Here is a 25,574-nt window from a genome sequence, read left to right on the forward strand (position 1 = left end):
TTAGGTCGCTGTTGACTTTGGTCCACTTGGCGGCGAGTGTGCTCTTGATCACGGGAGGTGCAGCTATGCAGGTGCCGGCTCCGTTCGAGTACGAACGCGCCACCAGCGTGGACCAAGCCATCGGACTTCTGGAACGTCTGGGCAGCTCAGCGCGGCTCGTGGCGGGTGGGCACAGCCTCCTGCCGATGATGAAGCTGCGGCTGGCCAACTTCGAATATCTGATCGACATCAATCCCCTCCATGCGGAGCTGGGATACGTCAAGATCCAGACCGATGAGGTACGGATCGGAGCACTCACCCGGCACCGCGAGTTGCTCGAGTCGGACGAACTGGCGGCCGCGTTCCCGATCTTCCGGGACGCCGAGCGGGTGATCGCCGACCCGGTGGTGCGCAATCGCGGCACCCTCGGCGGGTCGCTCTGTCAGGCCGACCCGTCCGAGGATCTCTCCGCGGTGTGCACGACCCTCGACGCGCGCTGCGTGATCCGCGGGTCGGCCGGCGAGCGCGTCGTCTCGATGGAGGAGTTCCACGTCGGCCCGTACGAGACCGCCGTCGGTGACGACGAGATCCTGGTCGAGGTCCGGTTCCCGCGGCGCGGCGGCCACGGCAGCGCCTACGAGAAGGTCGAGCGCCGGGCGGGGGACTGGGCCGTGGTGAGCGCCGGGGCAGCAGTGTGGATCACCGAGGGCAGGATCGTCGACGCGCGGGTCGGACTGGCGGCGGTGGGTCCGAATACCACGGGAATCCCTGAAATCTCGGACACCCTGCGCGGCAACGCGCCGAGCGAAGCTCTCTACGAACAGGCCGGTGCGATCGCCGCGCGCAGCTGCGATCCCAGCACCGACCAGCGGGGGAGCGCCGACTACAAGCGGCACCTCGCCGACGAACTGACCCGGAGGACCCTGCGCAAGGCCGTCGAGCGGGCGAGGAGCTGAACCCATGCAGGTCACGATGACCGTCAACGACGTCGAGGTCACCCGGGAGATCGAGGGGCGGCTGCTGCTCGTGCACTTCCTGCGGGACGTGCTGAGCCTGACCGGCACCCACTGGGGCTGCGACACCAGCAACTGCGGCACGTGTGTGGTGTGGCTGGACGGCGAGCCCGTCAAGTCCTGCACGGTGCTGGCCGCGATGGCCGGGGGCCACGAGGTCCGTACCGTCGAAGGCCTGGCCAAGGGCGGTGAGCTCGACCCGATCCAGGAGGGTTTCATGCAGTGCCACGGTTTGCAGTGCGGTTTCTGCACGCCGGGCATGCTGATGACCTGCCGCGCCCTGCTCGACAAGAATCCGGATCCCACCGACGGCGAGATCCGCGAAGCCATTTCCGGGCAGATCTGCCGCTGCACGGGCTACGCGACAATTGTCCGAAGTGTGCGGTGGGCGGCCGTCCATGAAGCGGCGGTGACCCAGTGACCACGGTGCAGGAACCGAAGTTCACGAACTTCGACGACAACGACCAGAAGCCCGTCGGTTTCGGTCGGATGCTGCGCAAGGAGGACCCGCGTTTCCTCCGGGGCCGCGGGCGCTATACGGACGACGTACAGCTGCCGGGGATGTTGCATCTGGCGATTTTGCGGGCGCCCTTCGCGCATGCCCGCATCGTCAGTGTCGACACCAGTGCGGCCGAGGCGTCACCGGGCGTGAAACTGGTGGTGACCGGCGCGATGCTCGCCGAAAAAGGGCTGGCCTGGATGCCGACGCTCTCCAACGACGTGCAGGCCGTCCTCGCCACCGACAAGGTCCGCTTCCAGGGCCAGGAGGTCGCCTTCGTGGTGGCCGACGATCGTTATGCGGCCCGTGACGCTCTCGAGCTGATCGACGTGGAATATGACGTCCTCGAGCCGGTGGTCGACGCTCGGCGAGCGCTGGAAGCCGGCGCGCCGCTGATCCGGGACGATCTGACCGACAAGGCGGACAACCACGTCTTCGACTGGGAGACCGGCGACGAGGCGGCCACCGAGGCGGTGTTCGCCAACGCCGATGTGGTCGTCGTCGAGGACATCGTCTACCCGCGCGTGCACCCCGCACCCATGGAGACCTGCGGCGCGGTCGCCGACTTCGACTCGATCGACGGCAAACTGCGGCTCTGGTCCACCACCCAGGCACCGCACGCGCACCGCACCCTCTACGCGATCGTGGCCGGCATCCCGGAGCACAAGATCCAGGTGATCGCGCCGGACATCGGCGGCGGCTTCGGCAACAAGGTCCCGATCTACCCCGGTTACGTGTGCGCGATCGTCGGCTCGATCCTCACCGGCAAGCCGGTGAAGTGGATGGAGGACCGGTCGGAAAACCTGATCAGCACCGGCTTCGCCCGCGACTACATCATGCGCGGGGAGATCGCGGCGACCCGCGACGGCAAGATCCTGGCCATCCGTACGAACGTGCTCGCCGACCATGGAGCCTTCAACGGCACGGCCGCCCCGGTGAAATACCCGGCCGGCTTCTTCGGCGTGTTCACCGGCAGTTACGACATCGAGGCCGCGTACTGCAAGATGACCGCCGTCTACACCAACAAGGCGCCCGGCGGGGTCGCGTACGCCTGCTCGTTCCGGATCACCGAGGCCGTCTACCTGGTCGAGCGGATCGTCGACTGTCTCGCCCATGAGCTCGACATGGACCCGGCCGAACTACGACTGAAGAACTTCATCCAACCCGAGCAGTTCCCGTACGAGACCAAGACCGGCTGGGTCTACGACTCCGGCGACTACGAGCCCACCATGCGGCTCGCCATGGACATGGCCGGGTACGCCGATCTGCGCCGGGAGCAGGCGGAGAAGCGGGCCCGCGGCGAACTGATGGGCATCGGCATCGCGTTCTTCACCGAGGCCGTCGGGGCCGGGCCGCGCAAGGACATGGACATCCTCGGCCTCGGCATGGCCGACGGCTGCGAACTGCGGATCCACCCGACCGGCAAGGCCGTGGTGCGACTGTCGGTGCAGACCCAGGGCCAGGGGCACGAGACCACGTTCGCGCAGATCATCGCCGAGGAGATCGGCATCCCGCCGGCCGACATCGAGGTGGTGCACGGCGACACCGACCAGACGCCGTTCGGGCTCGGCACCTACGGCAGCCGGTCCACCCCGGTCTCCGGCGCCGCGGCCGCCCTGGTCGCCCGCAAGGTGCGCGACAAGGCGCAGCTGATCGCGTCGGCCATGCTCGAGGTCTCGGTCGCCGACCTGGACTGGGCCAAGGGCAGCTTCGTCGTCAAGGGTGACCCCGGCAAATCGGTCACCATTCAGGACATCGCCATGCGCGCGCACGGCGCCGGGGACCTGCCCGACGGCGTCGAAGGTGGCCTGGAAGCCCAGATCTGCTACAACCCGTCCAACCTGACCTACCCGCACGGCGCGTACATCTGCGTCGTCGACATCGACCCGGGAACCGCGCAGGTCAAGGTGCGCCGCTTCATCGCCGTCGACGACTGCGGCGCCCGGATCAACCCGATGATCATCGAGGGGCAGGTCCACGGCGGCCTCACCGACGGCGTCGGGATGGCGCTGATGGAGATGATCGCCTTCGACGAGGACGGCAACTGCCTCGGGGCGTCCCTGATGGACTACCTGATCCCGACCGCCCTCGAGGTCCCCGACTGGGAAACCGGCTTCACCGTCACCCCGTCACCGCACCACCCGATCGGCGCCAAGGGCGTGGGGGAGTCGGCCACCGTCGGCTCGCCGCCGGCGATCGTCAACGCGGTCGTCGACGCGCTGAAACCCTTCGGGGTGCGGCACGCCGACATGCCCCTGACCCCGTCGCGCGTCTGGGACGCGATGCGCGGCCAGGCGACCCCGCCGATCTGATGGCCACCGTCATCGCGTCGCGCGTGCACGAACTGACCGCCCAGCGGCGGCCGTTCGTGCACGCCACGGTGGTGCGCGCCCAGCAGCCGACGTCCGCGGTGCCCGGCGACGACGCGGTCATCCTGGACGACGGGTCCATCGAGGGCTTCGTCGGCGGGGTGTGCGCGGAGACATCGGTGCGGGCGGCGGCCCTCGACACGCTGCGCGACGGGAAGACGCTGCTGCTGCGGGTGCTGCCCGACGGCGCGGCGTCCTTCCCCGAGGCGCCGGGTGCGCTGGTCGTGGTCAACCCGTGCCTGTCCGGCGGGGCGATCGAGATCTTCCTGCGCCCGGTGCTGCCACGCCCCCTGCTCGGCGTGTCCGGCGCGGCCACGCCGATCGGCGCCGCGGTGGCGTCGCTGGCTTCCTTCCTAAATTTCGAAATCACCGACCCCATGACGTACGCCGGTGCCGGCGCGGTCGTGGTAGCGGGCCTCGGCCGCGACGACGAGCAGGCCATCCGCGCCGCTCTGGACGCCGGTGTCCCCCTGATCGCCCTGGTGGCGAGCCACACCCGAAGCGCCGCGGTGCTGGATTCCCTGGGCCTGACCGACGAGGAGCGGGCCCGGGTGCGCCCGCACGCCGGCCTGGACATCGGAGCCCGCACCCACCAGGAGATAGCCCTCTCCGTCCTGGCCGAGATAGTCAAAGAAATCCGCACCGCCCACGCAGCAGCGGAAGCATCGCCGCCGCCCGCGTCCGCGCCGGCTTCCGTGTCCGCGCCGGCTTCTGTGTCCGCGCCCGGTTCCGCGCCCGCCTCCGGTTCCGCGCCCGCCTCCGTCCTGGGTAGTCATGGCGGCCTTCTCGACATTTCGGATATTTCGGAAATGTCGCAGCGGGCGAGGAGAGCGACGGCAGGGGCGACCGCGAGTGCGGGCCTGACTGCCGGCGGGGGATCAGCTGCGGATGAGCCACTTGCGGGTGGGTCGGCTGCGGGTGGGTCGGTGGGGGGTGCGGCTCGGACTGTGGTTGATCCGGTTTGTGGGATGCGGGTTGTCGTCGGGGATGACGTGCCGCATGCCGTTGTCGATGGGGTGGAGCACTGGTTCTGCTGTGTGCGGTGCCGGGACACCTTTGTGGCGGGGCGATGAGCGTTACCGGGCTGGTGCTGGCGGCCGGTGGGTCGCTCCGCCTCGGGGAAGCCAAACAGCTGCTGCCCTACCGCGGGCGGACGTTGCTTGACGCGACGCTCGCCATGGCTCGGCGCTGCGGGTTCGATCAGTTGCTGGTGACGCTGGGCGGGGCGGCGGAACGGGTGCGGGCCGCCGTGGATCTGGACGGCTTCGAGGTCGTCGACAACCCGGAGTTCTCGTCGGGGTGCGGGTCGTCGATCCGTACCGCCGTACCGTTGGTGTCGTCGGAAGCGCTTGTTCTGCTGCTGGGTGACCAACCGGGGGTTTCGCCGGACGATGTCCGGCGGGTCGCGGCGGCGCCCACGCCGCTCGCGGTCTGTTCCTATGCCGACGGGCCGGGGCATCCGTTCCTGTTCCGGCGGGCCGTCTTTCCCGAGCTGGCGGAGCTGCACGGGGACAAAGCGGTCTGGAAGCTGCTGCACTCGGGGCGCTACCCGGTCACCCCGGTCGACTGTGCCGGGCGCGTTCCGGTCGATGTGGACACCCGGGACGACTATCGGCGGCTGCTCGCGGAGGAGTCCGCGTGAACGATCCGCAAGAGGTTGCCCGGCGGCTTGATGCGGCCGACTACCTCGTCGACGACGGGCTGGCCATGGCCGTCTTCCTCGCGCTGCGGCTCGGTAAGCCGCTGCTGCTCGAAGGGGAACCCGGGGTCGGGAAGACCGCGGCCGCCAAGGCACTCGCCCAGGCGCTGGGGACGACGCTGATCCGGCTGCAGTGCTACGAGGGGCTGACCGCGGGGGAGGCGCTCTACGAGTGGAACTATCAGCGGCAGCTTCTCGCCATCCGGCTCGCCGAGGCACGGCACGAGCGGCTCGGCGACGATGATCTCTTCACCGCCGAGTTCCTGCAGGAAAGGGCCATTCTCAAAGCCGTACGGTACGACGGGCCCACGCCGCCGGTGCTGCTCATCGACGAGATCGATCGGGCCGACGACGAGTTCGAGGCGCTGCTCTTCGAGTTCCTCGGGGAGGCGTCGGTGACCGTGCCGGAGTTGGGGACCTTCACCGCCGTACGGCCGCCGGTGGTGGTCCTGACCTCCAATCGCAGCCGTGACCTGCACGATGCGCTGCGCCGCCGATGCCTTTACCACTGGATCGAGTTCCCGGCGGCGGGGCGGGCGGCCGAGATCGTCCGCCGGGCCGTGCCCGGGGCGAGTGCGCCGCTGATCGCGAGCGCCACCGAGTTCATCGGCCGGGTGCGCGCGCTCGACCTCGACAAGGCGCCCGGCCTCGCCGAAACCATCGACTGGGTGTCCGCGCTGGCCGCGCTCGGCGCCACCGAACTGGCCCCGGCCGAGGCCCTGCACACCCTCGGCACCATCGCGAAAACCCCCGACGACCGCCTCGTCGTCGCCGGCGCCGTCCACCAGGAGATCGCATGAAGATCACGAACGAGTTCACCGTGCACACCCCGATCGACCGCGCCTGGCAGGTGCTGACCGACCTCTCCGGCATCGCGCCCTGCATGCCCGGGGCGCAGCTGACCGGCGTCGACGGCGACGTCTACCAGGGCAAGGTGAAGATCAAGGTCGGCCCGGTGATCTCCGAGTTCGCCGGGACGGCCCGCTTCACCGAGAAGGACGATGCCGCCTATCGCGCGGTCATCGACGCGAAGGGCCGCGACGCCCGCTCCGCGGGAAATGCGTCGGCGCTGGTCACCGCGGTCCTGGTCCCGGCCGGCGAGAGTACGACGGTGAGCGTCGACACCGACCTGAAGATCAGCGGGAAGCTGGCCCAGTTCGGCAGCGGCATGATCAAGGAAGTCTCGGGAAAGCTGCTCGCCCAGTTCGTCGCCAACCTCGAAGCGAAGCTCGCCGCGGACGCCGAGCCGGCCGCCGCATCCGAGCCGGCCACCGACGCCGCGCCGGCCACGGCTTCGTCGGACGCCGCGCCGGCCACCGCTTCGTCGGCCGCCGTGGCCGCGGCCCCAGATACCGCAATCCCGTCGGCGTCGGTTTCCCCCGTGCCGACGCCGGCCCCGCCGGTGTCCTCGACGCCGGTGATACCCGCGGCGGATGCGCCGGCTTCGGCGCCCGCCGCGGGTTCGGTTCCCACCCCGAGGGCCCCGATCGACGCCGACGCGGGCCGGCCGGCCGCTTCGGCCACCGCCGCCGCGGGTGCGGTTCCCACTCCGGGCGCCGCGATCGACGCCGATCCCGCGCCCGAGCCGGTGGCCGCCATCGCGGACCCGGCGGCGTCGCCCGCCGCCGCTTTCCTCGCCGACGCCGACGCACACCGCGCGGCCGCGACGACCCCGCTCCGGCCCGCCGCGTCGGGGCCCGCCGCGTCGGTGACCGCCGTGTCCGAAGAGGCGGAGCCGCTGGATCTGCTCAGCCTGGCCGGCGGGTCGATCTACAAGCGAGTGGTTCCGCTGGTGGCGGGCGTGGTGGTGGCCGGCGCGGTGATCGCCTGGCTCGTTGCCCGCCGCTGAGTCGGGACCGGTGCTGCTGCGTGGCATCGACCGGGCCGCGTTCGCCGTGTCGTTCGCGAACCGGCTGCGCGGCGCGGGGGTGCTCGCGGGGCTGACGGAGATCGACGACCTGGTCCGGGCGCTGGGCGTCCATCCGCCGGATTCTCGCCGGGCGCTCTACTGGACGGCCCGGATCGCGCTCGTCCGGCGGGAGTCCGACCTGGTGGCGTTCGATCGGGTCTTCGAGGACGTGTTCACCGACGCGGCGCCGCTGCCGCTGAACCGGTCCGCCGCGGGGCCGGCCGGGCACCGCGACGACGTCCACGTGCCGGTTCCGGCGGGTGGCGATGGGGTGGCCGGCGGCGGGTTGCCGTGGGCGACGCGGCCGCCGGTGGTGGCCGAGGCGGAAACCGGCGACGAGTCCGGCCTGTTTCTGCCGCAGTTGCGGCCGAGCGCGATCGAGGCGCTCGCCGACCGGCCGTTCGAGGAGCTCGATCCGGCCGAGACCGCGGCGCTCGGCGAGGTGCTGCGCCGGGAGTTGACCCGCTGGCCCACGCGGCGGACCCGGCGGCACGCGCCGGACTCCACCGGCCGCCGGATCGCCCTGCGTGCGACGATCTCCCGCGCTCGCCGCACCGCGTGGGAGCCGGTGACGATCGTCCGGGAACGGCCGCGGCGCCGCCCGCGCCGGGTGGTGATGCTGTGCGACGTGAGCGAGTCGATGCGCGCCCAGGCGACCGCCTACCTGCACCTCATGCGGGCCTTTGCCACGGTGACGCCGGCCGAGGTCTTCGCGTTCGCCACCGGGCTGACCCGGCTGACACCCGCGCTGTCCCGCAGGTCCGCCGAGGACGCGATCGCCCAGGCGACGGCGGCGGTGACCGACCGTTTCGGCGGCACCCGGATCGCCACCAACGTGACCGCGCTGCTGCGGTCGCACCACGGCAACGCCGTCCGGGGCGCCCTCGTGGTGATCGCGTCGGACGGCTGGGACAGCGATCCGGCGGCGGAGCTGGCCGCGGCGATGGCCCGGTTGTCCCGCCGGGCGCATGCCGTCCTGTGGCTGAACCCGCGGGCCGGTACGCCCGGCTTCACCCCGGCGGTCGCGGCGATGGCGGCGGCCCTGCCCTACTGCACCGGCCTGTTGCCGGCCGCCACTTTCCACGACCTGTTCGCGGCCGCCCGGGCCATGTCGTTCAGCTCCACAGGGTCACGTGGACCGATGGGCGGAAGTGGCTCACGTTGACGCCGGAGCCGCGCATCATCGCCTGGATCGCGCGGGGGGAGGCGGCGAAGCGGGCCAGCTCGGCGGCCGCCGACGGGGTGCCGCGGTCGGCCAGGGTCAGTGAGTGCCAGACCGCTTCCAGCGTGGCGTACGGGCCGGCCAGCTGCACCAACTGGCCGGTGCGGACGTCGGGTGCCACCGTGAAGGACAGGGCCGGGGCCACGCCCTTGCCGCGTTTCACCTCCTCCAGGGCGGCCGCGTGGCTCTGGAAGATCTGCTGGTTGCCCTCGGCGACGGCCAGGCGGCGCAGCAGCGCGGGGATGGCGCCCATGTCGACCGCCGCGGACGGGCCCAGCAGCCAGGTCTGGTCGCGCAGCTGGGCGGCCGACGCGCGGACGCCGGCCAGCGGGTGGTTGGCGCCGGCCACCACGACCACCCGATAGTTCATCACCGGGCGGCACACCAGCCCGGTCTCGGCGGCCGGGCGGGGACCGATCGCGATGTCCACCGACCGGGTCAGCAGCTGGGCCTCGAACGACGCGGGGTGGTGCACGCTCAACTCGACGTCGAGGTCGTCGGCGCGGCCGGCGAACAGCTCGATCAGACCGGGGGCGGCGTGCTCGGCGAACAGACTGGAGGCCGCGACGCGCAGCAGGCGACGGCCGGTGCCGGCGGTGCTCACCTCGCGAACCGTGATGTCCTGCAGGCCGAGCATCTCGGCGGACCGGCTGGCCAGGCGCAGGCCGCCGGGGGTGAAGGCCAGGCCGGCGGCGGTGCGGGTGAAGAGCTGGTCGCCGAGCTCCTTGCGGAGTTGTCCGATGTGCAGGGAGATGGCGGATTCGCTGACCGACAGCTCGGCGGCGGCCTGTTTCACCGAGCCGCGGCGCACCACGGCCGAGTAGGCGCGGAGCTGCGTGGGGGTCATAGCCCGAGCCTGCCATGTCGAGCCACGTCGAGCCCCCTATGCAGAGATGTGAAGGAGCTTAGGGTTTCCGGCCGACCGCCGCCAGGATGCCGATCAGGCGGGGGTCGGGCCGGTCGGCTCCCTCGCGGGGGCGCCACTCGGTGGCCAGGGCGACGCCGGGGTCGACCATCTCCAGGCCGTCGAAGAGGGCACCGAACTCGGCGTGGTCGCGGGGCCAGACGTCGCTGCGGCCGGCCGCCAGCATCTCGCGGTAGCGGGCCTGCTCGGCGGGGGTCATGAAGTCGGTGGTGAAGTGGGTGGCGGCCAGGTAGCTGCCGGCCGGCAGGGCGTCCAGCAGCTCGCGGACCAGTGGCTGCGCGGCGCCCGTGCCGGGGATGAAGTGCAGGATCGCGACCAGCATGAGGGCGACCGGCTCGTCGAGCGCGAGGGTGGCCTTCAGGTCGGGGTCGCTGAGGATCGCGGACGGGTCGCGCAGGTCGGCTTCCAGGTAGGTGGTGCGGCCGGCCGGGGTGCTCTTCAGCAGGGCTTGCGCGTGGGTCATCACCATCGGGTCGTTGTCGACGTAGACCACCCGGCAGTCGGGGGCGACGCGCTGGGCCACCTCGTGGGTGTTGTCGGCGGTGGGCAGGCCGGTGCCGATGTCGAGGAACTGCCGGATGCCGGCGTCGGCCGCCAGGTAGTGGACCATGCGACCGAGGACGTCACGGTTGGCGCGCACACCCGTACGCATGCCGGGGAATTTCTTTTCGATCTCGTCGCCGGAGGCGCGATCGGCGGCGAAGTGATCTTTCCCGCCCAGCCAGTAGTTGTAGCGGCGGGCCGGGTGCGGCACCGAGCTGTCGATGGCCGGCCGTGATCCATCCCCGTGGGTCGAAGCCATGCCGACACCCTAATGGAAACGCTCCCGGCCCGGTACACAGTGGACCGGGTCGGGAGCGGACAGTAATCGATCAGCTGACGGAGACGGGGGCCCACCGCAGCGGGGTGCCGCTGGTGACGACCTTTCTCGCCGATCAGGTACTCGGCGTTGTTCGAGTCGATCTCCATGTCCCACGTGAAGCGGGAGTTCGATGAGCGCGTCACCATCCTGTGTCCGGGTCATCGCCGTCACCGGCGGAGCCCGTACCTCGCTACCGGTCTACGACGCTGTCACGAAGACCTGGTCGAACCAGTCGACGAACTACGCGCCGCTGTTCGGCAAGTCCGGTTTCGACAACGTCTACAACAACTACACCGGGCGGATGATCGTCACCGACAACAAGCTGTTCGTCGGCACGATGGGGCCTTGGGCTGGGAACTCATTCGCTCGACGAAATCCTGCAAATAGGATTACCTATCCCGAACGTGGCATGTGGAGGATGGCAGGATGCGACGGCTGGCCGTGTTCCTCCCGATTCTTCTTCTCCTGCTGACGGCCTGCTCGGGTCCGGACAAACCGAAGCCGAACCCCACCGGGGTTTCCGAGCACACCATCCGGGTGGGTGCGCTCGACCGCACGTACCGCGTCTTCCGGCCGGCGATCCCGGCCGGAAAGGCGGCGGCCCTGGTGGTGGTCCTGCACGGGGCGGCCGGCACCGGCCGGCAGGCCGAGCAGTCGTACGACTGGGACGACGAGGCGACCAGCGACGGTTTCGTGGCCGCATTCCCGGACGGGATCAAGCGCACCTGGAACGCCTCCCCGGACTGCTGCGGGGTGGCCGCCCGCGACCAGGTCGACGACGTCGCCTTCATCAAGGCGATGGTGGCCGAGATCGGCACGCGGGTGCCGATCGATCCGGCCCGGGTCTTCGCCACCGGCATCTCCAACGGCGCCCTGCTCACCTACCGGCTGGCCTGCGAGACCACCCTGTTCGCGGCGATCGCCGCAGTGGCCGGCACGATGATCAACCCCTGCCCCGATCCGCGCCCGCTCTCGGTTCTGGCCATTCACGGCAAAGAGGACCGGACCATTCCGTACGCCGGTGGGCCGGGCCGGCGCAACAACACCGGCAGCCGCCTCCCGGTGAAGATCGACGGCCCCGGAGTCGAGGCGCTTAACGCCACCTGGCGCACGGTCGACGGGTGTCCCGCACCGACCGTGACGGCCTCGGAGATGGTGACCACCACGCTGGCCCGCTGCCCCGGCGGCCGGACGGTCGAGCTGATCGCCGTGACCGGAGCGGGCCACCAGTGGCCGGGTTCGCGCAACGCCGGCCCGATCGCCTCCCGCCTGATCCGGCTGGATCCGCCGTCGATGGTCCTGGACGCCACCGACACCATCTGGCAGTTCTTCACCAGAGCTTGACGCAACCAAGTGGTTGCCATAGATTGAGTAGCAACCAATCGGTTGCTACTAAGGAGATGTCATGGGCTTTCCCGACCGCATCGAGCGCACCCTCGAACTGGCCCACTCGCCCGAGCGGGTGTGGCAGGCGCTGACCACCGCCGACGGCCTCGGCACCTGGTTCGGCAACAGTGCCGAGGTCGACCTGCGGGTCGGCGGCCAGGCCGTGCTGACCTGGACCAGCGGCGACAAGGCCACGCTGACCATCGAGCGCCTCGAACAGCCGCGGGTGTTCGGCTACACCTGGTCGCTCTACGGCCTGCCGGCCGACGACCCCCGCCGGACATACGTGGAGTTCACGCTCGCCCCCTCCGGCGGCGGCACTACGCTGACCATGGTGGAGAGCGGATTCGCACAGCTGCCCGACGACCTGCACAAGACGGCGTTCGGCGGCAACACCACCGGCTGGACCAACGAGCTGGGCGAGCTGGTCGCCTACCTCGATGGCAAATCCTGACCCGGAAGCGGTGGCGCAGGAGGTCTTCGCCGCCCTGGCCGACCCGAGCCGCCGCGCCATCCTGGCGTCGCTGGCCTCGGGCGGCCCGGCCACCGCGACCGACCTCGCCGCCCGTCTGCCGATCACCCGGCAGGCCATCGCCAAGCACCTCGGGCTGCTGTCCGAGGCCGGCCTGGTGATGGCCGAGCCGGGGGAGCGGCGCCGGGTCCGCTACCGGGTGGACACCGCCTCGATGAAGGTGGCCCAGCAGTTCCTGTCCGCCCTGGCCCGCGACTGGGACGGCCCGCTCGCCGCCCTGCGGGAGCATTTGGGCTGACCTCTAATCTGTGGTGATGCCGACCGGCATCTTCATCAGCTACCGGCGCGCGGACACCCCGGCCGACGCGCGGCTCCTGCACCTGCGGCTCGGCCAGCGGTTTCCCGATGCCAAGGTCTTCATGGACGTCGCCTCGATCGAGCCGGGCGCCGACTTCGTCGGCGAGATCGACACGGCGCTGGACAACTGCTCGGTGCTGGTCGCGCTGATCGGCCGGCAGTGGGCGACGCTGCTGTCCGCCGCCGACGGCGGCCACGACTACGTCCGGCACGAGATCCGTGGGGCCATGCGGCGCGGCGTGCGGGTGCTCCCCGTACTGGTGGACGGCGCCGCCCCGCCCGGCGGACTGCCGGCCGACCTGCGCGACTTCGCCCGGCTCAACGCCGTGGAGTTGCGGCACACCCGCTACTACCCCGACATGGACGCGCTGTTCGCGGCGATCCAGCGGGCGCGAACGCCGGCAGCCAGCAGCGGGACGCGGGTTCCCTATCCCGGCGCGGCGATGGGGGAGGCCGAGCGATTGCGGCGCCTGCTGGCCGAGGCGGGCGCCCTCCTCCGAGGCCCCGGACGGGACATCCCCACCGGGACCGTGGGCCGCGTGGCCGGCGCGACGCGGCCGGTGGATCCGGCCGCCGCCGAGGCCTTGTGGTCCAAGGCCGAGGAGGAGGTGTCCAACGGCGTCGGGACCGGTGGAAATGTTGCGGTGGTGGTCCGTTCGCTGGCCGCCTGGGATCCGGGGCGGGCCGAGCGCGTCGCCCGGACGGCGCCGGACGCGCAGGACCGCGATCAGGCGCTGGTGCACGTCGCGCGCGCACTGGCCGCTACCGAGCCGCACGCGGCCGAGCGGGTTGCCGACGCCATCCGGTCGGAGCCGCACCGGACCCACGCCCTGATCGCCGTCGTCGCCGTCGTCGCGCCCACCGATCCGGACCTGGCCGAGGCCGTGGCCCACTGGATCCGTGGGGACGTGGCGAGGTCGGGAGCGCTGGCCGTCATCGCCCGCTCATCCCCGGACGACCGGCTCTTCCACGAGGCGCGGCGGCTGTACCGAGCTGATGATCCGGACAGCGACGCGGCGCGGACGGAGATCGAACAGGCCGACGCGGTGCGGATCGCCCGCAGCGAGCCGGATTTGAACTGGCACTTTTCCGACCCAGACGGGTTTCGGTTCCCGCCGGCCGAGGAGTCGTCCTTCCGGCGGGTGGCCATCGACCGGCGCGCGGTGCTCGATCCCGTGGCGGTCGTAGCGGCGGTGTCGGCAGCCGATCCGGGGGAGGGCATGCGCCTGGCTCGCTCCATGGCGGCCGGGCCGCAGCGGGACGCGGCCACGGCCACTGTCGTCCGGCGGCTGGCCACGACCGATCCCCGGCAGGCGGCCCTGAGCCTCGGTGGGAAGTCGCGGGACGGGTTTACGGCCGAGACCGTCGCCGCGGTTGCCGAGGGCCTCGCGCCGACAGATCGTCCCGGCGCCCTCCGGCTCTTCGCGGAGGCCGAACGTCTGGCGTGGTCGGCCGGTGTGGAATCGAAGCCGGTCGCTCTTGCCGTCCTGGCGAGGGCACTGCATGCCACCGACGCGGGGCGAGCGGCCCGCATCGCCGCCGATGCCGAACAGTGCCTCGTGGCGATGAACCGGAAGCGTCGTTCCTGGCTCCTCGCGGTCTTGGCCGAGTTGGATCCCGCCTATCCGAATCGGCCGGACGAGCTCTGGCTCGAGCCCTGGAAGTAGCCCTCCCGCTTGCGGTCCTCCATGGCCGCCGCGGAGACCCGATCGTCGCCGGGAACAATTGCCGCGAAGTGATGACCGTTTCGGTATGCGGGATCGCTGATCAACCACAGGCCATTCATAGACTTCAATGTTTGTCTCTCCTGCGTCCCCCAGAAGCGGCCCCCGGGTCGCTCGGCTGCACCACGTAGGAGCAGGAGGAAGTCTCATGCCACAGACACCGGAGCAGGACAACGAGGCGTACGTGCGGGAGGTCCACGACAAGGGCCTGGCGTTCGACCTCGGCACCATGTCCCGGCGGCGGATGCTCGCCGTACTCGGCGGTGCCGGCGCCCTCGCGGTGGCCGGCGGATCGCTGATCGGCGCGGGCGGGCAGGCCGCGGCGGCCGCGGCGGCCTGTCTCGAAGAGGTCGAGTCGGAGACGGCCGGGCCGTTCCCGGCCGACGGCTCCAACGGCCCGGACGTGCGGGTGCTCAGCGGCATCGTGCGCAGCGACATCCGACCCTCGTTCGGCACCTCCACCACCGTCGCGACCGGCGTCCTGCTGCAGTTCTCGCTCACCGTCAACAACCTGGCCTGCGCGCCGCTGTCCGGCGTCGCGGTCTACGCGTGGCACTGCGACAAGCTCGGCCGTTACTCGCTCTACTCGTCCGGCGTGACCAATCAGAACTACCTGCGCGGTATCCAGGTGAGCGACGCCACCGGCAAGGTCACCTTCACCACGATCTACCCGGCCGCCTACACCGGCCGGTGGCCGCACATCCACTTCGAGGTCTATTCGTCGCTGGCCGACGCGACCAGCGGGGCGGGGCCGATCCGCAAGACCTCGCAGATCGCCCTCCCGGAGGCCCCGTCCAAGGCGGTGTACGCCAGCAGTTACGGCTACACCGGCAGCACCGCCAACATGCGCCGGACCAGCCTTTCCAGCGACATGGTGTTCGGCGACGACCTGGCCGCCCGGGAGATGGCCACCGTCACCGGCAGCGTCTCGGCCGGTTACGTGGCGAACCTGACCATCACGGTGGACCCGAGCAACACCGAAACGGGCGGCGGGGGTCCGCGCCTCTCCGCCTGACCGGGTCGGTCCCGTCCGGGCCTACTTTCCTCCCAGGGAATGGCCCTCCAGGCCCGGGCGGGACTCCGTCGCCTCGATCGTCGCGAACATCTCGTCGAGCTGCTTGAGCGGGTCGGACACCTTTCCGCGCAGGTACTCGTCGTGCCAGATGCGGAACGCCGTCACGGCGTACGCGACAAGCAGGCGTTGCCGCCAGCCGGGCTCGCCGCTCTCGCCGCGCCGGGCCGCCAGCATCGCGATGATCTCCTGTTCCCGCTCGGGTGGCACGCCCTGATGGGACTCGCGCAGGTGCACCGAGTTCTGGATGACGGTGCGCAGGGCGCCGAGCCAGTCCCGGTGCTCGACGACGAAGACGCCGAGCTTGTGCATGGCGCTGCGCAGCACCGCCTGGTCGGGCATGCCGGCCGGTGCGCCGGCGATGTGCTCGGCCATCAGGCTCGTCATGTACCGCACCGGCTCGCCGACCACGTCGTCCTTGCTGGCGAAGTAGCGGTGGAAGGTGCGCGGTGCGATCTCGGCGGCCGCGCAGATGTCGGCGACCGTGACGTTGTCGTAGCCGCGCTCGATGAACAGCCGCCACGCCGTCTCGGCCGTGAGCACGCGGTTCCGCTCGCGCTTCAGGTCCCTCAGCCCGGTGATCTGATCGCTCCCTTCCGGTTCCGCCATCGTAGGCGCGCAGCCTCGTGTGACCCCGCTCTCACGACTTGGTGGCAGTGAGTGCCTCATGGCAGATTCTGCCACGAAGGCATCGCTGTGAGGGAGCTCGTCATGTCGCAAGCCGTAGAGCTGGAAGTGCCGCCAACCGCGCCCGGCAAAACCTGGACCGGGCGCCAGGTCGTGATCCTGCTGGTCATCGGCGTCGGCGCGCTGATGGTGTCGCTGACCCAGTCGCTGCTGGTCCCGGTGATGAGCGAGCTCGCCGTCGACCTGAACACCGGCAGCGACGGCATCGCCTGGCTGCTCACCTCCACGCTGCTGGTCGGCGCGGTCGCGGTGCCCGCGTTCGGCCGGCTCGGCGACCTCTACGGCACCCGCCGGATGGTCCTCGTCGCGCTCAGCGCCCTCGTCGCCGGCTCACTGATCTGCGCGCTCTCCGACACCCTGGCCTGGATGATCGTCGGCCGCGCGGTGGTCGGCCTCTCGGTGGCCGTCGTGCCGCTGAGCATCAGCCTCATCGGCGTCACCCTGCCGAAGGAACACGCCGGCTCCGGCATCGCCGTGATCAGCGCCATGCTCGGCGTCGGCGGGGCCCTCGGCCTGCCGCTGGCCGGCGTCATCGCCGAGTACGCCGACTACCACGTCCTGTTCTGGATCTGCGTGGCCGGCGGCATCCTGGCCATCCCCGGCATCGTGCTGCTCGTGCCCGAACCGGTCCGCTCCGCGAAGGGCCGGATGGACCTGGCCGGCACCGCCCTGCTCGGCGGCGGCATCCTGGCGCTGCTGCTGCCGCTGGCCCAGGGCGACTCGTGGGGCTGGGGGAGCGGCCGGACCATCGGCCTGTTCGTGGCCGCGGCCGTCCTGCTGGTCGCGTTCGTCCTGTTCGAGCTGCGGATCAAATCCCCGCTGGTGGACGTGCGCACCACCGCCCGGCCCGCGCTGCTGCTGACCAACGTGGCGTCGCTGTTCGTCGGCTTCGCGCTGTTCGCCACCCTGATCGGCACCGCGACCTACGTGCAGGCGCCGGCCGCGACCGGCTACGGCTTCGGCAAGTCGATCCTGGTCGGCGGCCTGTGCATGCTGCCCGGCGGCATCATCATGCTGCTGCTGTCGCCGGTCTCGGCCAAGCTCAAGCCGCGGATCGCGCTCATCGTCGGATCGCTGATCATCGCGGTCGGCTTCCTCAGCCGCATCTGGCTGACCGGCAGCCTGTGGGAGGTCGTCCTGGGCGCCACCATCGCGGGCGCCGGCACCGGCATCGCGTACGCGGCCATGCCCGGGCTGATCATCCACGCCGCGCCGCGGTCCGAGCTGGCCGCCGCGAACGGCCTCAACGCCCTGTTCCGCAGCGTCGGCAGCTCCCTGGCCAGCGCGCTCGGCGGCGCCATCCTGGCCGCCAAGACCATCGACCTGGGCGGCCACGCGCTGCCATCGCTGGGCGCCTACCAGCTGCTGTTCGCGATCTGCGCGGGCGCGGCGATCCTGGCCGCGGCCCTCGCGGTGTTCATCCCCACCCACTCGGCCACGGCCGACGCCGCCTTCCCGGAGGAGTGATCGGCGGACGGCGGCCACCTTCTCCGGTGGCCGCCGTCCCCGGCCGGACAGCCGGAATGGCACGAACGTGCGATCGTCCCGGGCGCGGAAAACGGCAAAGGTGTCCGGATGGTTATCTTCCGCGCCAGACGTACGCTGCTCGGCCTCGCCGTTGTCGCCGCCCTCGCCGGTGGGTGTTCCTCGGGCGACGACACGGACGCGTCCGCCCTCCCGGAGTTCGTGACGCCGTCGGCGGACACGCCGGCCCCGGCATCGGCGAGCACCGGGGCCGGGAAGGCCACCGTCACGCCGAGCGTCAAGCCGAAGCCGACCACCGGCAAGCCCCAGCCGAACGTGACCTACAAGCCGACCAGCAAGCCGAGCAAGCCGAAGCCGGTGCCGACGCCCACCACCGTCAAGGCGGGCGAGGTGCAGAAGAACGTGAAGGCGGACGCCTTCTGCTCGCCGATCGGCGCGACCGGCTACACCAAGGCGAAGAAGAAGATGACCTGCACCCTCAACCAGGGGGACGAGCGGGCGCTCTGGCGGGCCGCCTGATCACCAGCGCCGCCAGCACCGTGCCCACGCACAGGGCGGCGGCGCTCAGACCCAGCGACCAGTGCACGCCGACCACCGCGCCGAACAGGCCGACGGTGACGCCGCTGCCGAACCGCAGGCCGTTCGCCGAGACGCCGTAGACGCCGATCACTCGGCCGCGGTCGGCCGGCGGTGCCAGCAGCTGCACCACCGTCTGGCCGATCGACATCGACGCCAGGCTGGCCACCCCGCCGATCACCAGCAACGACACCGATAACACGTAGTTTCCGGACATCGCGAAGAAGAGCGTGCTCACGCCGTACGCAAGGGTGCTGGCTATCGCGGCACCCACCGTAGGCGGAATCCATCCGGTGGCCTCCAGGAGGAGGCCGCCGAGGACGCCGCCGGCGCCGTTGGCGAAAAGCAGGAGGCCGTACGCCGTGCCGGCGCTGCCGGCGCCCAGGTCCTGCGCGAAGATCGGCATGGCCGACTGCATCGAGGCACCGATGAAGAACGAGCCGAGCCCACCCAGCACGATCATGCTGACCAGGGTGGTGTCGGCCCGGATGGTGCGCAGCACCCGCAGCGAGTCGACCAGCCCGACCCGCGCGTGCCGGACGATGCCGCCCTCGCGGGTGTGGCCGGTGAACCGGGTGCGGAACAGGAAGATGGTCAGCGGCAGGTAGAACGCGATGTTCACGAAGATGCCGGCGGTCGGCCCGAGCCCGAGCAGCAGCGCCGACCCGATCACCGGCCCGAACAGCACGCCCAGGCTGCGGAACGTCGCGTTGAGCCGCACCGCGCTGCCCAGGTCCTCGTCGCCGACGAAGTCGTGCAGCATCAGCTGCTCGCCCGGCCCCCACAGCGAGCCGGCCAGGCCGTGCAGGACCAGCAGCACGCAGGCGTGCCAGATCTGCAGCGTGCCGGTCAGCAGCAGCACCCCCCACAGCGCCGAGACCAGCATGAACAGCGCCTGGGCGGCCTGGATGACCCGGCGGCAGTCGAACCGGTCGGCCAGCCCACCGAAGTAGACCGAGAACAGCAGGAACGGCACCCAGTGGCTGATCACCTCGAACCCGGCCAGGGCCGGCGAGTGGAACTTCTCCCACAGCACCCAGTACGTGATGACGTGCTCGATGTTGTCGGCCATCATCGCCAGCGCCGCCCCGAACAGGTACGGCCGGCAGTCCGGGTTGCGCAGGGCGGCGAAGCGCCTCGGGGCCGCGGCGGTCAGTCCTCCTCCTCACGGGGAGCGCTGCCGGCGTGGCCCTGTTTCCAGTAGCCGCGCACCGAGACGCGCTCGGCGGGCAGGCGGGTGCGCAGGTGGGTGCGCAGTTCGCGCATCTCACCGGTCTCGCCGGCACCCCAGGCGAAGCTCTCCGGCCCGAGCGGCAACCCGGCCACGGTCGCGACCAGGGTGGACGCGTCGGGCAGCCAGGTGGCCTCGCGGTGCAGCGGCCGTTCCGCCCCGCCGAGCACGATCGCCCGGACCGGCGTCGTGGCGGGCAACTCCTCGACGAACCGTTCCAGGGCCGGCAGGCCGGTCTCGTCGGCGACCAGCAAATAGTCGGAGCAGTCGCCCGGGTAGATCTGGGAACCGCGTGGGCCGAGCACGCCGATCTCGGCGCCCGGCGCCGCGGTGATCGCCCAGCGGCCGGCCGGGCCGTGCTCGTGCAGCACGAAGTCGAGCGCCAGCTCCTTGGTGGCCGCGTCGAAGCGGCGGATCGTGTAGTCGCGCATGTCCGGCCGCGGGCCGCCGGGCGGCGGCAGCTCGACCCGGCCGGTGGCCGGGTCGGGCGGCACCAGCTTGACGTGGTCGGTCGCACCGAGCTCGCCGAACGGGAAGTCGGCCTCGAGGTCGTCACCGCCCAGCCAGATGCGCCGCATGGTGGGGCTGAGCTCCTCGACGCGGGTCACCCGCAGCACCCGCCGGCGCGGCGTGCGCGGCTCGCGCCGGATCCCTTGGAATAGTTTTGCCACAAAACTATGCTGTCATGGTGTGATGCGAGCTCGCAAGGAAAGTTCGGGAAGCTCGGGCAGTGACCTGCCCGACCGTCTGGGCCGGCTGGTGCAGGGGCTGAGCCGGGCCCTGGTGCAGGCCACCCGCCGGGCCGGGCACCTGCCCGCGCTGCCCGAGTCGCAGATCGCCGTGCTGCGCCGGCTGTCGCACGCGGGCGGCCGCACCCCCGCCCAACTCGCCGACGACCTGCACCTGGCCCGCCCGACGATCAGCAACGTGGTGCGCGACCTCACCGCCGACGGCCTGGTCGAGCGGCGGCCGTCACCGGCCGACGGGCGCTCGGTGCTGCTGATGCCGACCGCCCGCGCCGAGGAGATGCTGGACGCGTTCCGGCAGGGCCGCTCGGAGGTGATGGTCCGGGCCGTCGCCACCCTGCCCGACGAGGATCGCGAGCGGATCGTCGCGGCCCTCCCGTCGCTGGCGCTGCTGCTGGACCGGATCCGCGCCGAGGGATGATGTGCGGGTGAATGCCGCATTGGGAGATGGGAATTGCTTACCTTCGCGGCGTGCCTCCACTTCTGCTGGTCACGGCCGCCCTTCTGGCGCTCGGACCGATCCAGGCCCATCTCATCGACCAGGTGCAACACCAGATCTACCTGACGCCGGCCGGCGGAGAACTCGGCATCGAGCTGGACCTGACCCCGGGCGCCCTGGTCGGCGGTGGCCTGCAACCGCTGCAGCACCTGGTCGGCGCCGGTTTCGCCGGCGGCATCGGCCGGCATCCCGGTGCAAGGTGCCGGTATCCAGGTCGGGTGGTCGCCGCTCTCGGGTTCCGGGCCGCGGTCCCGCATTCCGGCCGCATGCCACATGCTGGGCCGCAGGTGCCCGGAAAGAACGACATGCCGCTTATTTCATCCGCGTGTGCCGCTGCCCCACTCGAACATTGATGATCTGCTGTCCGCTCCGAACAGAACCTGAACAAGATCGGGACAGGGTGGGGAAGGCGGTGGGCGGTGGGCGGCGGGCGGCGTGGCGGGGCGGCGGTGGGGGATGGCTAGGCGGTTGGTGGGTTGAAGGCTGTGGTCAGGCGGCGGACTATCTCCGCTGTGCGGGCCAGCTCCTCGGGGGTGAATTCGGCGGCGGCCTCGGTCATGCGGCCGCCCAGCGGGACGAAGAAGGCTGAGGCCACCCGCATCGCGGTGTCGCTCATCCGGACGGTGACCCGGCGGCGGTCGGCGGGGTCGCGGAAGCGGTGCACGTGGCCGACGTTCTCCAGGCGGTCGACCAGGGCGGTGGTCGCGGCGGGGCTGAGCCGCAGCCGCTGGGCCAGCTCACCCACGGTGATCGGGTCGCCCGAGGAGGTGCCCTGGCTGATCCACATGATCGCGTTGAGGTCGCTGCGGTGCAGCTGGTGGGCGCGGGCGAAGACGTCGACGAACACGTCGCTCTCGACGGTGAACGTGCGCAGCGCGGCGACCAGGTCGTTCATCACGGTGTCGCGGGGCGGTTCGGGTTGCGGGGGCACGGATGACATCCTATCGTTTCCATGACAGAAAATTTCTGTCATCGAACTAATGAGGATCGCTCCCATGACCAAGCGCACGATCGCCTGGCTGACTACCCGCATCGGGGTCCTCACAGTCCTCTTCGCGACGATCATTCTCTCCGGTCTCGCGTTCGCGTTCTCACCGGCCCAGCCCGAAGCGGGGCCGGCCGACGGCCTGCCCGCCGGTGCCCAGTCCACCCGGGTCACCGAGCTGGCCGGGCGGTTCGAGAGCGGTCGCTCGGAGAGTGCCGTCCTGGTGCTCGAGCGGCCGGATGCCGCGCTGACCGAGGCCGACCTCGCAGCCGTCGCACCGGTGGGCGCGGCGCTCGGTGATCTCGGGACCGTCGGGAAGCCGGTGGCGTCCGAGGACGGCCGTGCCGCCCTGGTGGTCATCCAGCTGCGCAACGGGCTCGACTCGGACGCGCAGCACGCCGCGGTGGACCAGATCCGGGCCACGCTGCATGCCACCGCCCGGCCCGCCGGCCTCACCGTCCAGGTCACCGGCGGTGCCGCGATCGGCCGGGACATCTCGGCCGCGTTCGAGGGCGCCGACGTGACCCTGCTGATCGCCACCGCCGCGGTGGTCGCGATCCTGCTGCTGATCACCTACCGCAGCCCGATCCTGTGGATCGTCCCGCTCGCCGTGATCGGCCTCGGCGACCAGGTCGTCGCGAAGCTGCTGCCGTGGATCGCCCGGCTCGTGGGCGAGCGCACCGACGCCTCGGTCTCGGGCATCGTCTCGGTGCTGGTCTTCGGGGCCGGCACCGACTACGCGCTGTTGCTCATCTCCCGCTACCGGGAGGAGTTGCGCCGCACCGAGTCGCGCCAGGAGGCGATGACCCGGGCCTGGCGGGGCGCCGCCCCGGCGATCACCGCGAGCGCCGGCACCGTCGTGCTGGCCCTGCTCACCCTGCTGGCCGCGGTGCTCACCTCGAACCGGACGCTCGGCGTCGCGGCCGCGGTCGGTGTCGTCGTCGCGCTGCTGTTCGGGCTGTTCGTGCTGCCGGCCGCGGTGGTGGCGCTGCCGCGCGGGGTGTTCTGGCCGAAGGTGCCCGCGGTGGGCAGCGCCGACCCGACCGAGACCGGCTGGTGGTCGCGGGTGGCGCACGGGGTCGGCAAGCGGCCCGGCGCGGTGCTCGCGGTCGCCCTCGGCGTGCTGGTGATCTTCTCGGCCGGTCTGCTGAAGCTCGACGTCGGGCTGTCGCAGACCGAGCAGTTCCGCACCAAGGTGGAGTCGATCGTCGCGCAGGAGGCGCTGGCCCGGCACTTCCCGGCCGGTGCCGCCCAGCCGGCCCAGGTGATCGTCGACTCGGGTCAGGCCGACCGGACCGAGGCGGCGCTGCGTCAGGTCGACGGGGTCGCGGCGGTGCTGCCGGCCGAGAGGTCGACCGATGGGCAACTGGCCCAGATCGGGGTGCAGCTCACCGACGACTCCGGAACGACCGCGGCCGACCGTACGATCCGGAATTTGCGTGCCGCCCTGCCGGACGCCCTGGTCGGCGGCGCGCCCGCCGCCGATTTCGACAAGCGCGAGGCCAACCTGCGCGATGACCGGGTGGTGGTGCCGCTGGTGCTCGCCGTGGTGCTGCTCGTGTTGCTGGTGCTGCTGCGCTCGCTGATCGCGCCGATCCTGTTGCTGGTCACGGTGGTGATCAGTTACGCGGCCAGCCTGGGTGCGGCGACCGTGCTGCTGACAACCGGGTTCGACATGCCGGCTCTCGACTCGAGCGTGCCGTTGCTGAGCTTCCTGTTCCTGGTGGCGCTCGGCGTCGACTACAACATCTTCCTGGTCACCCGGGCCCGGGACGAGGCGATCGCCCGGGGCGGCACCCGGGCCGGAATGCTGCGCGGCCTGGCCGCGACCGGCGGGGTGATCACCTCGGCCGGCATCCTGCTCGCCGCGGTGTTCGCCGTGCTCGGGGTGCTGCCGGTCATCGTGCTCACCCAGATCGGCGTGGTGGTCGGCGTCGGCGTGTTGGTCGACACGCTGCTGGTGCGCACGGTCGTGGTGCCGGCGCTCGCGCTGCTGCTGGGCGAGCGGTTCTGGTGGCCCGCTAAAACCGTTAAATCGGAAATGTCCAAAGAGGGCATCAATACGCCGGAGGCCGTGTCGGCCAAGTAGACGCCGGGCAGCGACGCCGTCACGTACATCGCCGATCAGGCGCTGCCTGCCGTTCATCCTCGGAGGGCCGGCAGCGCCTCGTCCAAGCCGATCACGTCGGCGTATTTCGCGTTCAGGTCGAACAGGTTGTTCTCGTGCGGGCCGCCCTCGCGGTCGGCGCAGGCGTCGCGCACCACGATCGGGCGGAAGCCGTTCTGCAGGGCGTCCAGGGCCGACGCGCGCACGCAGCCGCTGGTCGAGTAACCGCCGATGACCAGGGTGTCGATCGAGTGCGAGGCGAGCCAGGCGGCGAGCGAGGTGCCGGCGAACGCGCTCGCGTAGTGCTTCACCACCACCAGCTCGCCGGGAGCGGGCGAGAGCGGGGGAGCGAAGCCGCCGAGCGGGTTGCCGTCGGCGAAGACCTTCAGCGCCGGCACCTTCGCGGCGAACAGCGGCGCCTCGGAGCACGACTCGTCGGCGAAGCGCACGCTGGTCCAGACGACCGGGACGGCATTGTCGCGGGCCGCGGCCGCGAGTGACGCCATGGCGGAGGCGGCCGCCTGGCCGGACTTCAAATACAAGGGCGATTCAACTGATGTGTACGCCAGCGCGGGGTCGACCAGGAGCACGGCCGGGCGCACGCCCCAGCCGAGCCGCCGGGCGAACCCGGCCGTCGCATAGTCACGATCGAGATCGTCGGACACCTCAGATCACCTCTATTTCCCGAAGTCCCGCCCGCTCGGCGACGGAGAGGCCGAGTGGGGAAGTATCGCTCCGGTGCGCTCGCGCCGGTAGCGCACAATCTCGGCGAGGACCTCGCTTCTCCGGGGTGCGGGGCCGGAAGTTCTCCCGGAGCACGACTCGACGACCAGGCGGCGAAAGGGTGGACAGGGTGGAAATCGTAGAGGTCGGGCCGCGCGACGGGCTGCAGAACGAGAAGCGGGTCCTGCCCACCGCGACCAAGATCGAGTATGTGGAGCGGGCTCTGGCCGCCGGTCTGCGGCGCCTGGAGGTGGCCGCTTTCGCCCGTCCGGACCGGGTGCCGCAGATGGCCGACGCCGAGGACGTGCTGCGCGGCGTTCCCCGGCCGGAGGGTGTCCGCTACGTCGCGCTGGTCCTCAACGGCCGTGGTCTCGACCGCATCCTTGCGCTCGACCCGATCGCCCGGCCGCACGAGATCAACTACGTCGTGGTCGCCACCGACGAGTTCGCCCGGCGCAACCAGGGCATGGACACGATGGCCTCGCTCGACGGCTTCCGGAGCGTCGCGGAGCGGGCGCGCGGGGCCGGGCTGGGCGTGACGCTCACGGTGGCGGCCGCCTTCGGCTGCCCGTTCACCGGCGAGGTCAAGACCGATCGGGTACGCGCGGTGATCGCCGGCGCCGGACCGCTCGACGAACTGTGCCTGGCCGACACCATCGGCGTGGGCGTGCCCGCGCAGGTGATCGACCTGGCCGCGGCGGCGCGCGAGGCCGCGCCGGGAGTGCCGCTGCGCGCGCATTTCCACAACACCCGCAACACCGGGTACGCCAACGCGATCACCGCCGCGGGCCTGGGTTTCGCCGCCCTCGACGCGAGCCTCGGCGGGATCGGCGGCTGCCCGTTCGCCCCGGCCGCGACCGGCAACATCGCCACCGAGGACCTGGCCTACCTGCTCAACCGTTCGGGCCTGGAGACCGGCGTCGCCGTGCCCCGGGCGGCCGGGACCGGCACGTGGATCGGGGCCGAGCTGGGTCTGCCGCAGGTGCCGGCGCAACTCGGCAGGGCGGGTGACTTCCCGCCGCCGGCCGCATAAGGGAAAACGGTCCG

27 protein-coding genes are annotated in these 25,574 nt (G+C 71.3%); 20 read left to right on the forward strand and 7 right to left on the reverse strand.

Features of this window, described 5'->3' with window-relative positions; translation table 11 throughout:
• The first annotated feature begins 65 nt into the window (after positions 1-65).
• Genes Ato02nite_RS11960 through Ato02nite_RS11995 form a run of 8 tightly spaced genes read left to right on the forward strand, consistent with a single transcriptional unit; the run spans position 66 to position 8,633 of the window.
• Positions 66-935 carry an FAD binding domain-containing protein gene (locus Ato02nite_RS11960; protein ID WP_213006538.1) on the forward strand — a complete coding sequence of 290 codons (870 nt, stop codon included), beginning with the start codon at positions 66-68 and terminating at the stop codon, positions 933-935.
• 4 nt (positions 936-939) lie between these two features.
• Positions 940-1,413: a (2Fe-2S)-binding protein gene (locus Ato02nite_RS11965; protein ID WP_213006539.1), complete on the forward strand. Its 474-nt coding sequence runs from the start codon at positions 940-942 to the stop codon at positions 1,411-1,413.
• Positions 1,410-3,803 carry an aerobic carbon-monoxide dehydrogenase large subunit gene (locus tag Ato02nite_RS11970; protein WP_213006540.1) on the forward strand — a complete coding sequence of 798 codons (2,394 nt, stop codon included), beginning with the start codon at positions 1,410-1,412 and terminating at the stop codon, positions 3,801-3,803. The genes Ato02nite_RS11965 and Ato02nite_RS11970 overlap by 4 nt, the downstream gene beginning before the upstream one ends.
• The gene (locus Ato02nite_RS51545; protein WP_246606645.1) at positions 3,803-4,933 is read left to right on the forward strand and encodes an XdhC family protein; all 1,131 of its coding nucleotides are present in this window, start codon (positions 3,803-3,805) and stop codon (positions 4,931-4,933) included. The genes Ato02nite_RS11970 and Ato02nite_RS51545 overlap by 1 nt, the downstream gene beginning before the upstream one ends.
• Positions 4,930-5,502 carry a nucleotidyltransferase family protein gene (locus Ato02nite_RS11980; protein ID WP_213006541.1) on the forward strand — a complete coding sequence of 191 codons (573 nt, stop codon included), beginning with the start codon at positions 4,930-4,932 and terminating at the stop codon, positions 5,500-5,502. Before Ato02nite_RS51545 ends, Ato02nite_RS11980 begins: the two co-directional genes overlap by 4 nt.
• Entirely contained in the window at positions 5,499-6,359 is an 861-nt protein-coding gene (locus Ato02nite_RS11985; protein ID WP_213006542.1) for an AAA family ATPase, read from the forward strand. The genes Ato02nite_RS11980 and Ato02nite_RS11985 overlap by 4 nt, the downstream gene beginning before the upstream one ends.
• Entirely contained in the window at positions 6,356-7,408 is a 1,053-nt protein-coding gene (locus Ato02nite_RS11990) for an SRPBCC family protein (protein ID WP_213006543.1), read from the forward strand. Before Ato02nite_RS11985 ends, Ato02nite_RS11990 begins: the two co-directional genes overlap by 4 nt.
• Positions 7,395-8,633, forward strand: a complete 1,239-nt coding sequence (locus Ato02nite_RS11995; protein WP_213006544.1) for a vWA domain-containing protein — start codon at positions 7,395-7,397, stop codon at positions 8,631-8,633. Before Ato02nite_RS11990 ends, Ato02nite_RS11995 begins: the two co-directional genes overlap by 14 nt.
• Here the strand turns inward: Ato02nite_RS11995 and Ato02nite_RS12000 are convergent.
• Positions 8,584-9,537, reverse strand: coding sequence for a LysR family transcriptional regulator (locus Ato02nite_RS12000; RefSeq protein ID WP_213006545.1), 954 nt, complete (start codon positions 9,535-9,537; stop codon positions 8,584-8,586). The two genes, Ato02nite_RS11995 and Ato02nite_RS12000, sit on opposite strands and share 50 nt — an antisense overlap.
• Positions 9,538-9,595: 58 nt before the next feature.
• Positions 9,596-10,417 carry an SAM-dependent methyltransferase gene (locus tag Ato02nite_RS12005; protein WP_213006546.1) on the reverse strand — a complete coding sequence of 274 codons (822 nt, stop codon included), beginning with the start codon at positions 10,415-10,417 and terminating at the stop codon, positions 9,596-9,598.
• A 190-nt stretch (positions 10,418-10,607) separates the two neighbouring features.
• Here Ato02nite_RS12005 and Ato02nite_RS12010 point away from each other — a divergent pair, with 190 nt between their 5' ends.
• The 6 genes from Ato02nite_RS12010 (at position 10,608) to Ato02nite_RS12035 (ending at position 15,431) form a co-directional block, all read left to right on the forward strand.
• The gene (locus Ato02nite_RS12010; protein WP_213006547.1) at positions 10,608-10,949 is read left to right on the forward strand and encodes a hypothetical protein; all 342 of its coding nucleotides are present in this window, start codon (positions 10,608-10,610) and stop codon (positions 10,947-10,949) included.
• Positions 10,904-11,821 (forward strand): extracellular catalytic domain type 1 short-chain-length polyhydroxyalkanoate depolymerase, encoded by a 918-nt coding sequence (locus tag Ato02nite_RS12015; RefSeq protein ID WP_213006548.1) that lies wholly within the window; start codon positions 10,904-10,906, stop codon positions 11,819-11,821. Before Ato02nite_RS12010 ends, Ato02nite_RS12015 begins: the two co-directional genes overlap by 46 nt.
• 61 nt (positions 11,822-11,882) lie before the next feature.
• Positions 11,883-12,317 (forward strand): SRPBCC domain-containing protein, encoded by a 435-nt coding sequence (locus Ato02nite_RS12020; protein ID WP_213006549.1) that lies wholly within the window; start codon positions 11,883-11,885, stop codon positions 12,315-12,317.
• Positions 12,304-12,633 carry an ArsR/SmtB family transcription factor gene (locus tag Ato02nite_RS12025; protein WP_213006550.1) on the forward strand — a complete coding sequence of 110 codons (330 nt, stop codon included), beginning with the start codon at positions 12,304-12,306 and terminating at the stop codon, positions 12,631-12,633. Before Ato02nite_RS12020 ends, Ato02nite_RS12025 begins: the two co-directional genes overlap by 14 nt.
• A gap of 16 nt (positions 12,634-12,649) precedes the next feature.
• Positions 12,650-14,359, forward strand: coding sequence for a toll/interleukin-1 receptor domain-containing protein (locus tag Ato02nite_RS12030; protein WP_213006551.1), 1,710 nt, complete (start codon positions 12,650-12,652; stop codon positions 14,357-14,359).
• Between the two features lie 205 nt (positions 14,360-14,564).
• Positions 14,565-15,431 carry a dioxygenase family protein gene (locus Ato02nite_RS12035; RefSeq protein ID WP_213006552.1) on the forward strand — a complete coding sequence of 289 codons (867 nt, stop codon included), beginning with the start codon at positions 14,565-14,567 and terminating at the stop codon, positions 15,429-15,431.
• A gap of 21 nt (positions 15,432-15,452) precedes the next feature.
• On the opposite strand, the gene Ato02nite_RS12040 is transcribed toward Ato02nite_RS12035, so the two are convergent.
• The gene (locus Ato02nite_RS12040) at positions 15,453-16,097 is read right to left on the reverse strand and encodes a TetR/AcrR family transcriptional regulator (RefSeq protein ID WP_246606647.1); all 645 of its coding nucleotides are present in this window, start codon (positions 16,095-16,097) and stop codon (positions 15,453-15,455) included.
• A 102-nt stretch (positions 16,098-16,199) separates the two neighbouring features.
• On the opposite strand from Ato02nite_RS12040, the gene Ato02nite_RS12045 reads away from it, so the two are divergent.
• Together Ato02nite_RS12045 and Ato02nite_RS12050 are read left to right on the forward strand one after the other, a co-directional pair.
• Complete coding sequence (locus Ato02nite_RS12045; RefSeq protein ID WP_213006553.1) at positions 16,200-17,642, forward strand: MFS transporter; 1,443 nt, start codon at positions 16,200-16,202, stop codon at positions 17,640-17,642.
• Positions 17,643-17,750: 108 nt separating this feature from the next.
• Positions 17,751-18,179 (forward strand): hypothetical protein, encoded by a 429-nt coding sequence (locus tag Ato02nite_RS12050; RefSeq protein ID WP_213006554.1) that lies wholly within the window; start codon positions 17,751-17,753, stop codon positions 18,177-18,179.
• On the opposite strand, the gene Ato02nite_RS12055 is transcribed toward Ato02nite_RS12050, so the two are convergent.
• A complete protein-coding gene (locus Ato02nite_RS12055; protein WP_213006590.1) occupies positions 18,139-19,392 on the reverse strand; it encodes an MFS transporter in 1,254 nt (417 codons plus the stop codon). The two genes, Ato02nite_RS12050 and Ato02nite_RS12055, sit on opposite strands and share 41 nt — an antisense overlap.
• The gene (locus Ato02nite_RS12060; protein ID WP_213006555.1) at positions 19,389-20,138 is read right to left on the reverse strand and encodes a siderophore-interacting protein; all 750 of its coding nucleotides are present in this window, start codon (positions 20,136-20,138) and stop codon (positions 19,389-19,391) included. Before Ato02nite_RS12060 ends, Ato02nite_RS12055 begins: the two co-directional genes overlap by 4 nt.
• A gap of 22 nt (positions 20,139-20,160) precedes the next feature.
• Here Ato02nite_RS12060 and Ato02nite_RS12065 point away from each other — a divergent pair, with 22 nt between their 5' ends.
• Together Ato02nite_RS12065 and Ato02nite_RS12070 are read left to right on the forward strand one after the other, a co-directional pair.
• The gene (locus tag Ato02nite_RS12065; RefSeq protein ID WP_213006556.1) at positions 20,161-20,634 is read left to right on the forward strand and encodes a MarR family winged helix-turn-helix transcriptional regulator; all 474 of its coding nucleotides are present in this window, start codon (positions 20,161-20,163) and stop codon (positions 20,632-20,634) included.
• Between the two features lie 50 nt (positions 20,635-20,684).
• The gene (locus tag Ato02nite_RS12070; RefSeq protein WP_213006557.1) at positions 20,685-21,065 is read left to right on the forward strand and encodes a hypothetical protein; all 381 of its coding nucleotides are present in this window, start codon (positions 20,685-20,687) and stop codon (positions 21,063-21,065) included.
• Between the two features lie 107 nt (positions 21,066-21,172).
• Here Ato02nite_RS12070 and Ato02nite_RS12075 read toward each other — a convergent pair whose 3' ends face one another.
• A complete protein-coding gene (locus tag Ato02nite_RS12075; protein WP_213006558.1) occupies positions 21,173-21,652 on the reverse strand; it encodes a MarR family winged helix-turn-helix transcriptional regulator in 480 nt (159 codons plus the stop codon).
• Positions 21,653-21,707: 55 nt separating this feature from the next.
• On the opposite strand from Ato02nite_RS12075, the gene Ato02nite_RS12080 reads away from it, so the two are divergent.
• Positions 21,708-23,786 carry an MMPL family transporter gene (locus Ato02nite_RS12080; protein WP_213006559.1) on the forward strand — a complete coding sequence of 693 codons (2,079 nt, stop codon included), beginning with the start codon at positions 21,708-21,710 and terminating at the stop codon, positions 23,784-23,786.
• 53 nt (positions 23,787-23,839) lie between these two features.
• Here Ato02nite_RS12080 and Ato02nite_RS12085 read toward each other — a convergent pair whose 3' ends face one another.
• The gene (locus Ato02nite_RS12085; protein WP_213006560.1) at positions 23,840-24,469 is read right to left on the reverse strand and encodes an isochorismatase family protein; all 630 of its coding nucleotides are present in this window, start codon (positions 24,467-24,469) and stop codon (positions 23,840-23,842) included.
• 188 nt (positions 24,470-24,657) lie between these two features.
• Between Ato02nite_RS12085 and Ato02nite_RS12090 the strand changes: the two genes are divergently transcribed.
• Complete coding sequence (locus Ato02nite_RS12090) at positions 24,658-25,560, forward strand: hydroxymethylglutaryl-CoA lyase (RefSeq protein WP_213006561.1); 903 nt, start codon at positions 24,658-24,660, stop codon at positions 25,558-25,560.
• The last annotated feature ends 14 nt before the right edge of the window (positions 25,561-25,574 follow it).

The sequence above is a fragment of the Paractinoplanes toevensis genome (assembly GCF_018332695.1).
In the GTDB taxonomy this organism is placed as follows: domain Bacteria; phylum Actinomycetota; class Actinomycetes; order Mycobacteriales; family Micromonosporaceae; genus Actinoplanes; species Actinoplanes toevensis.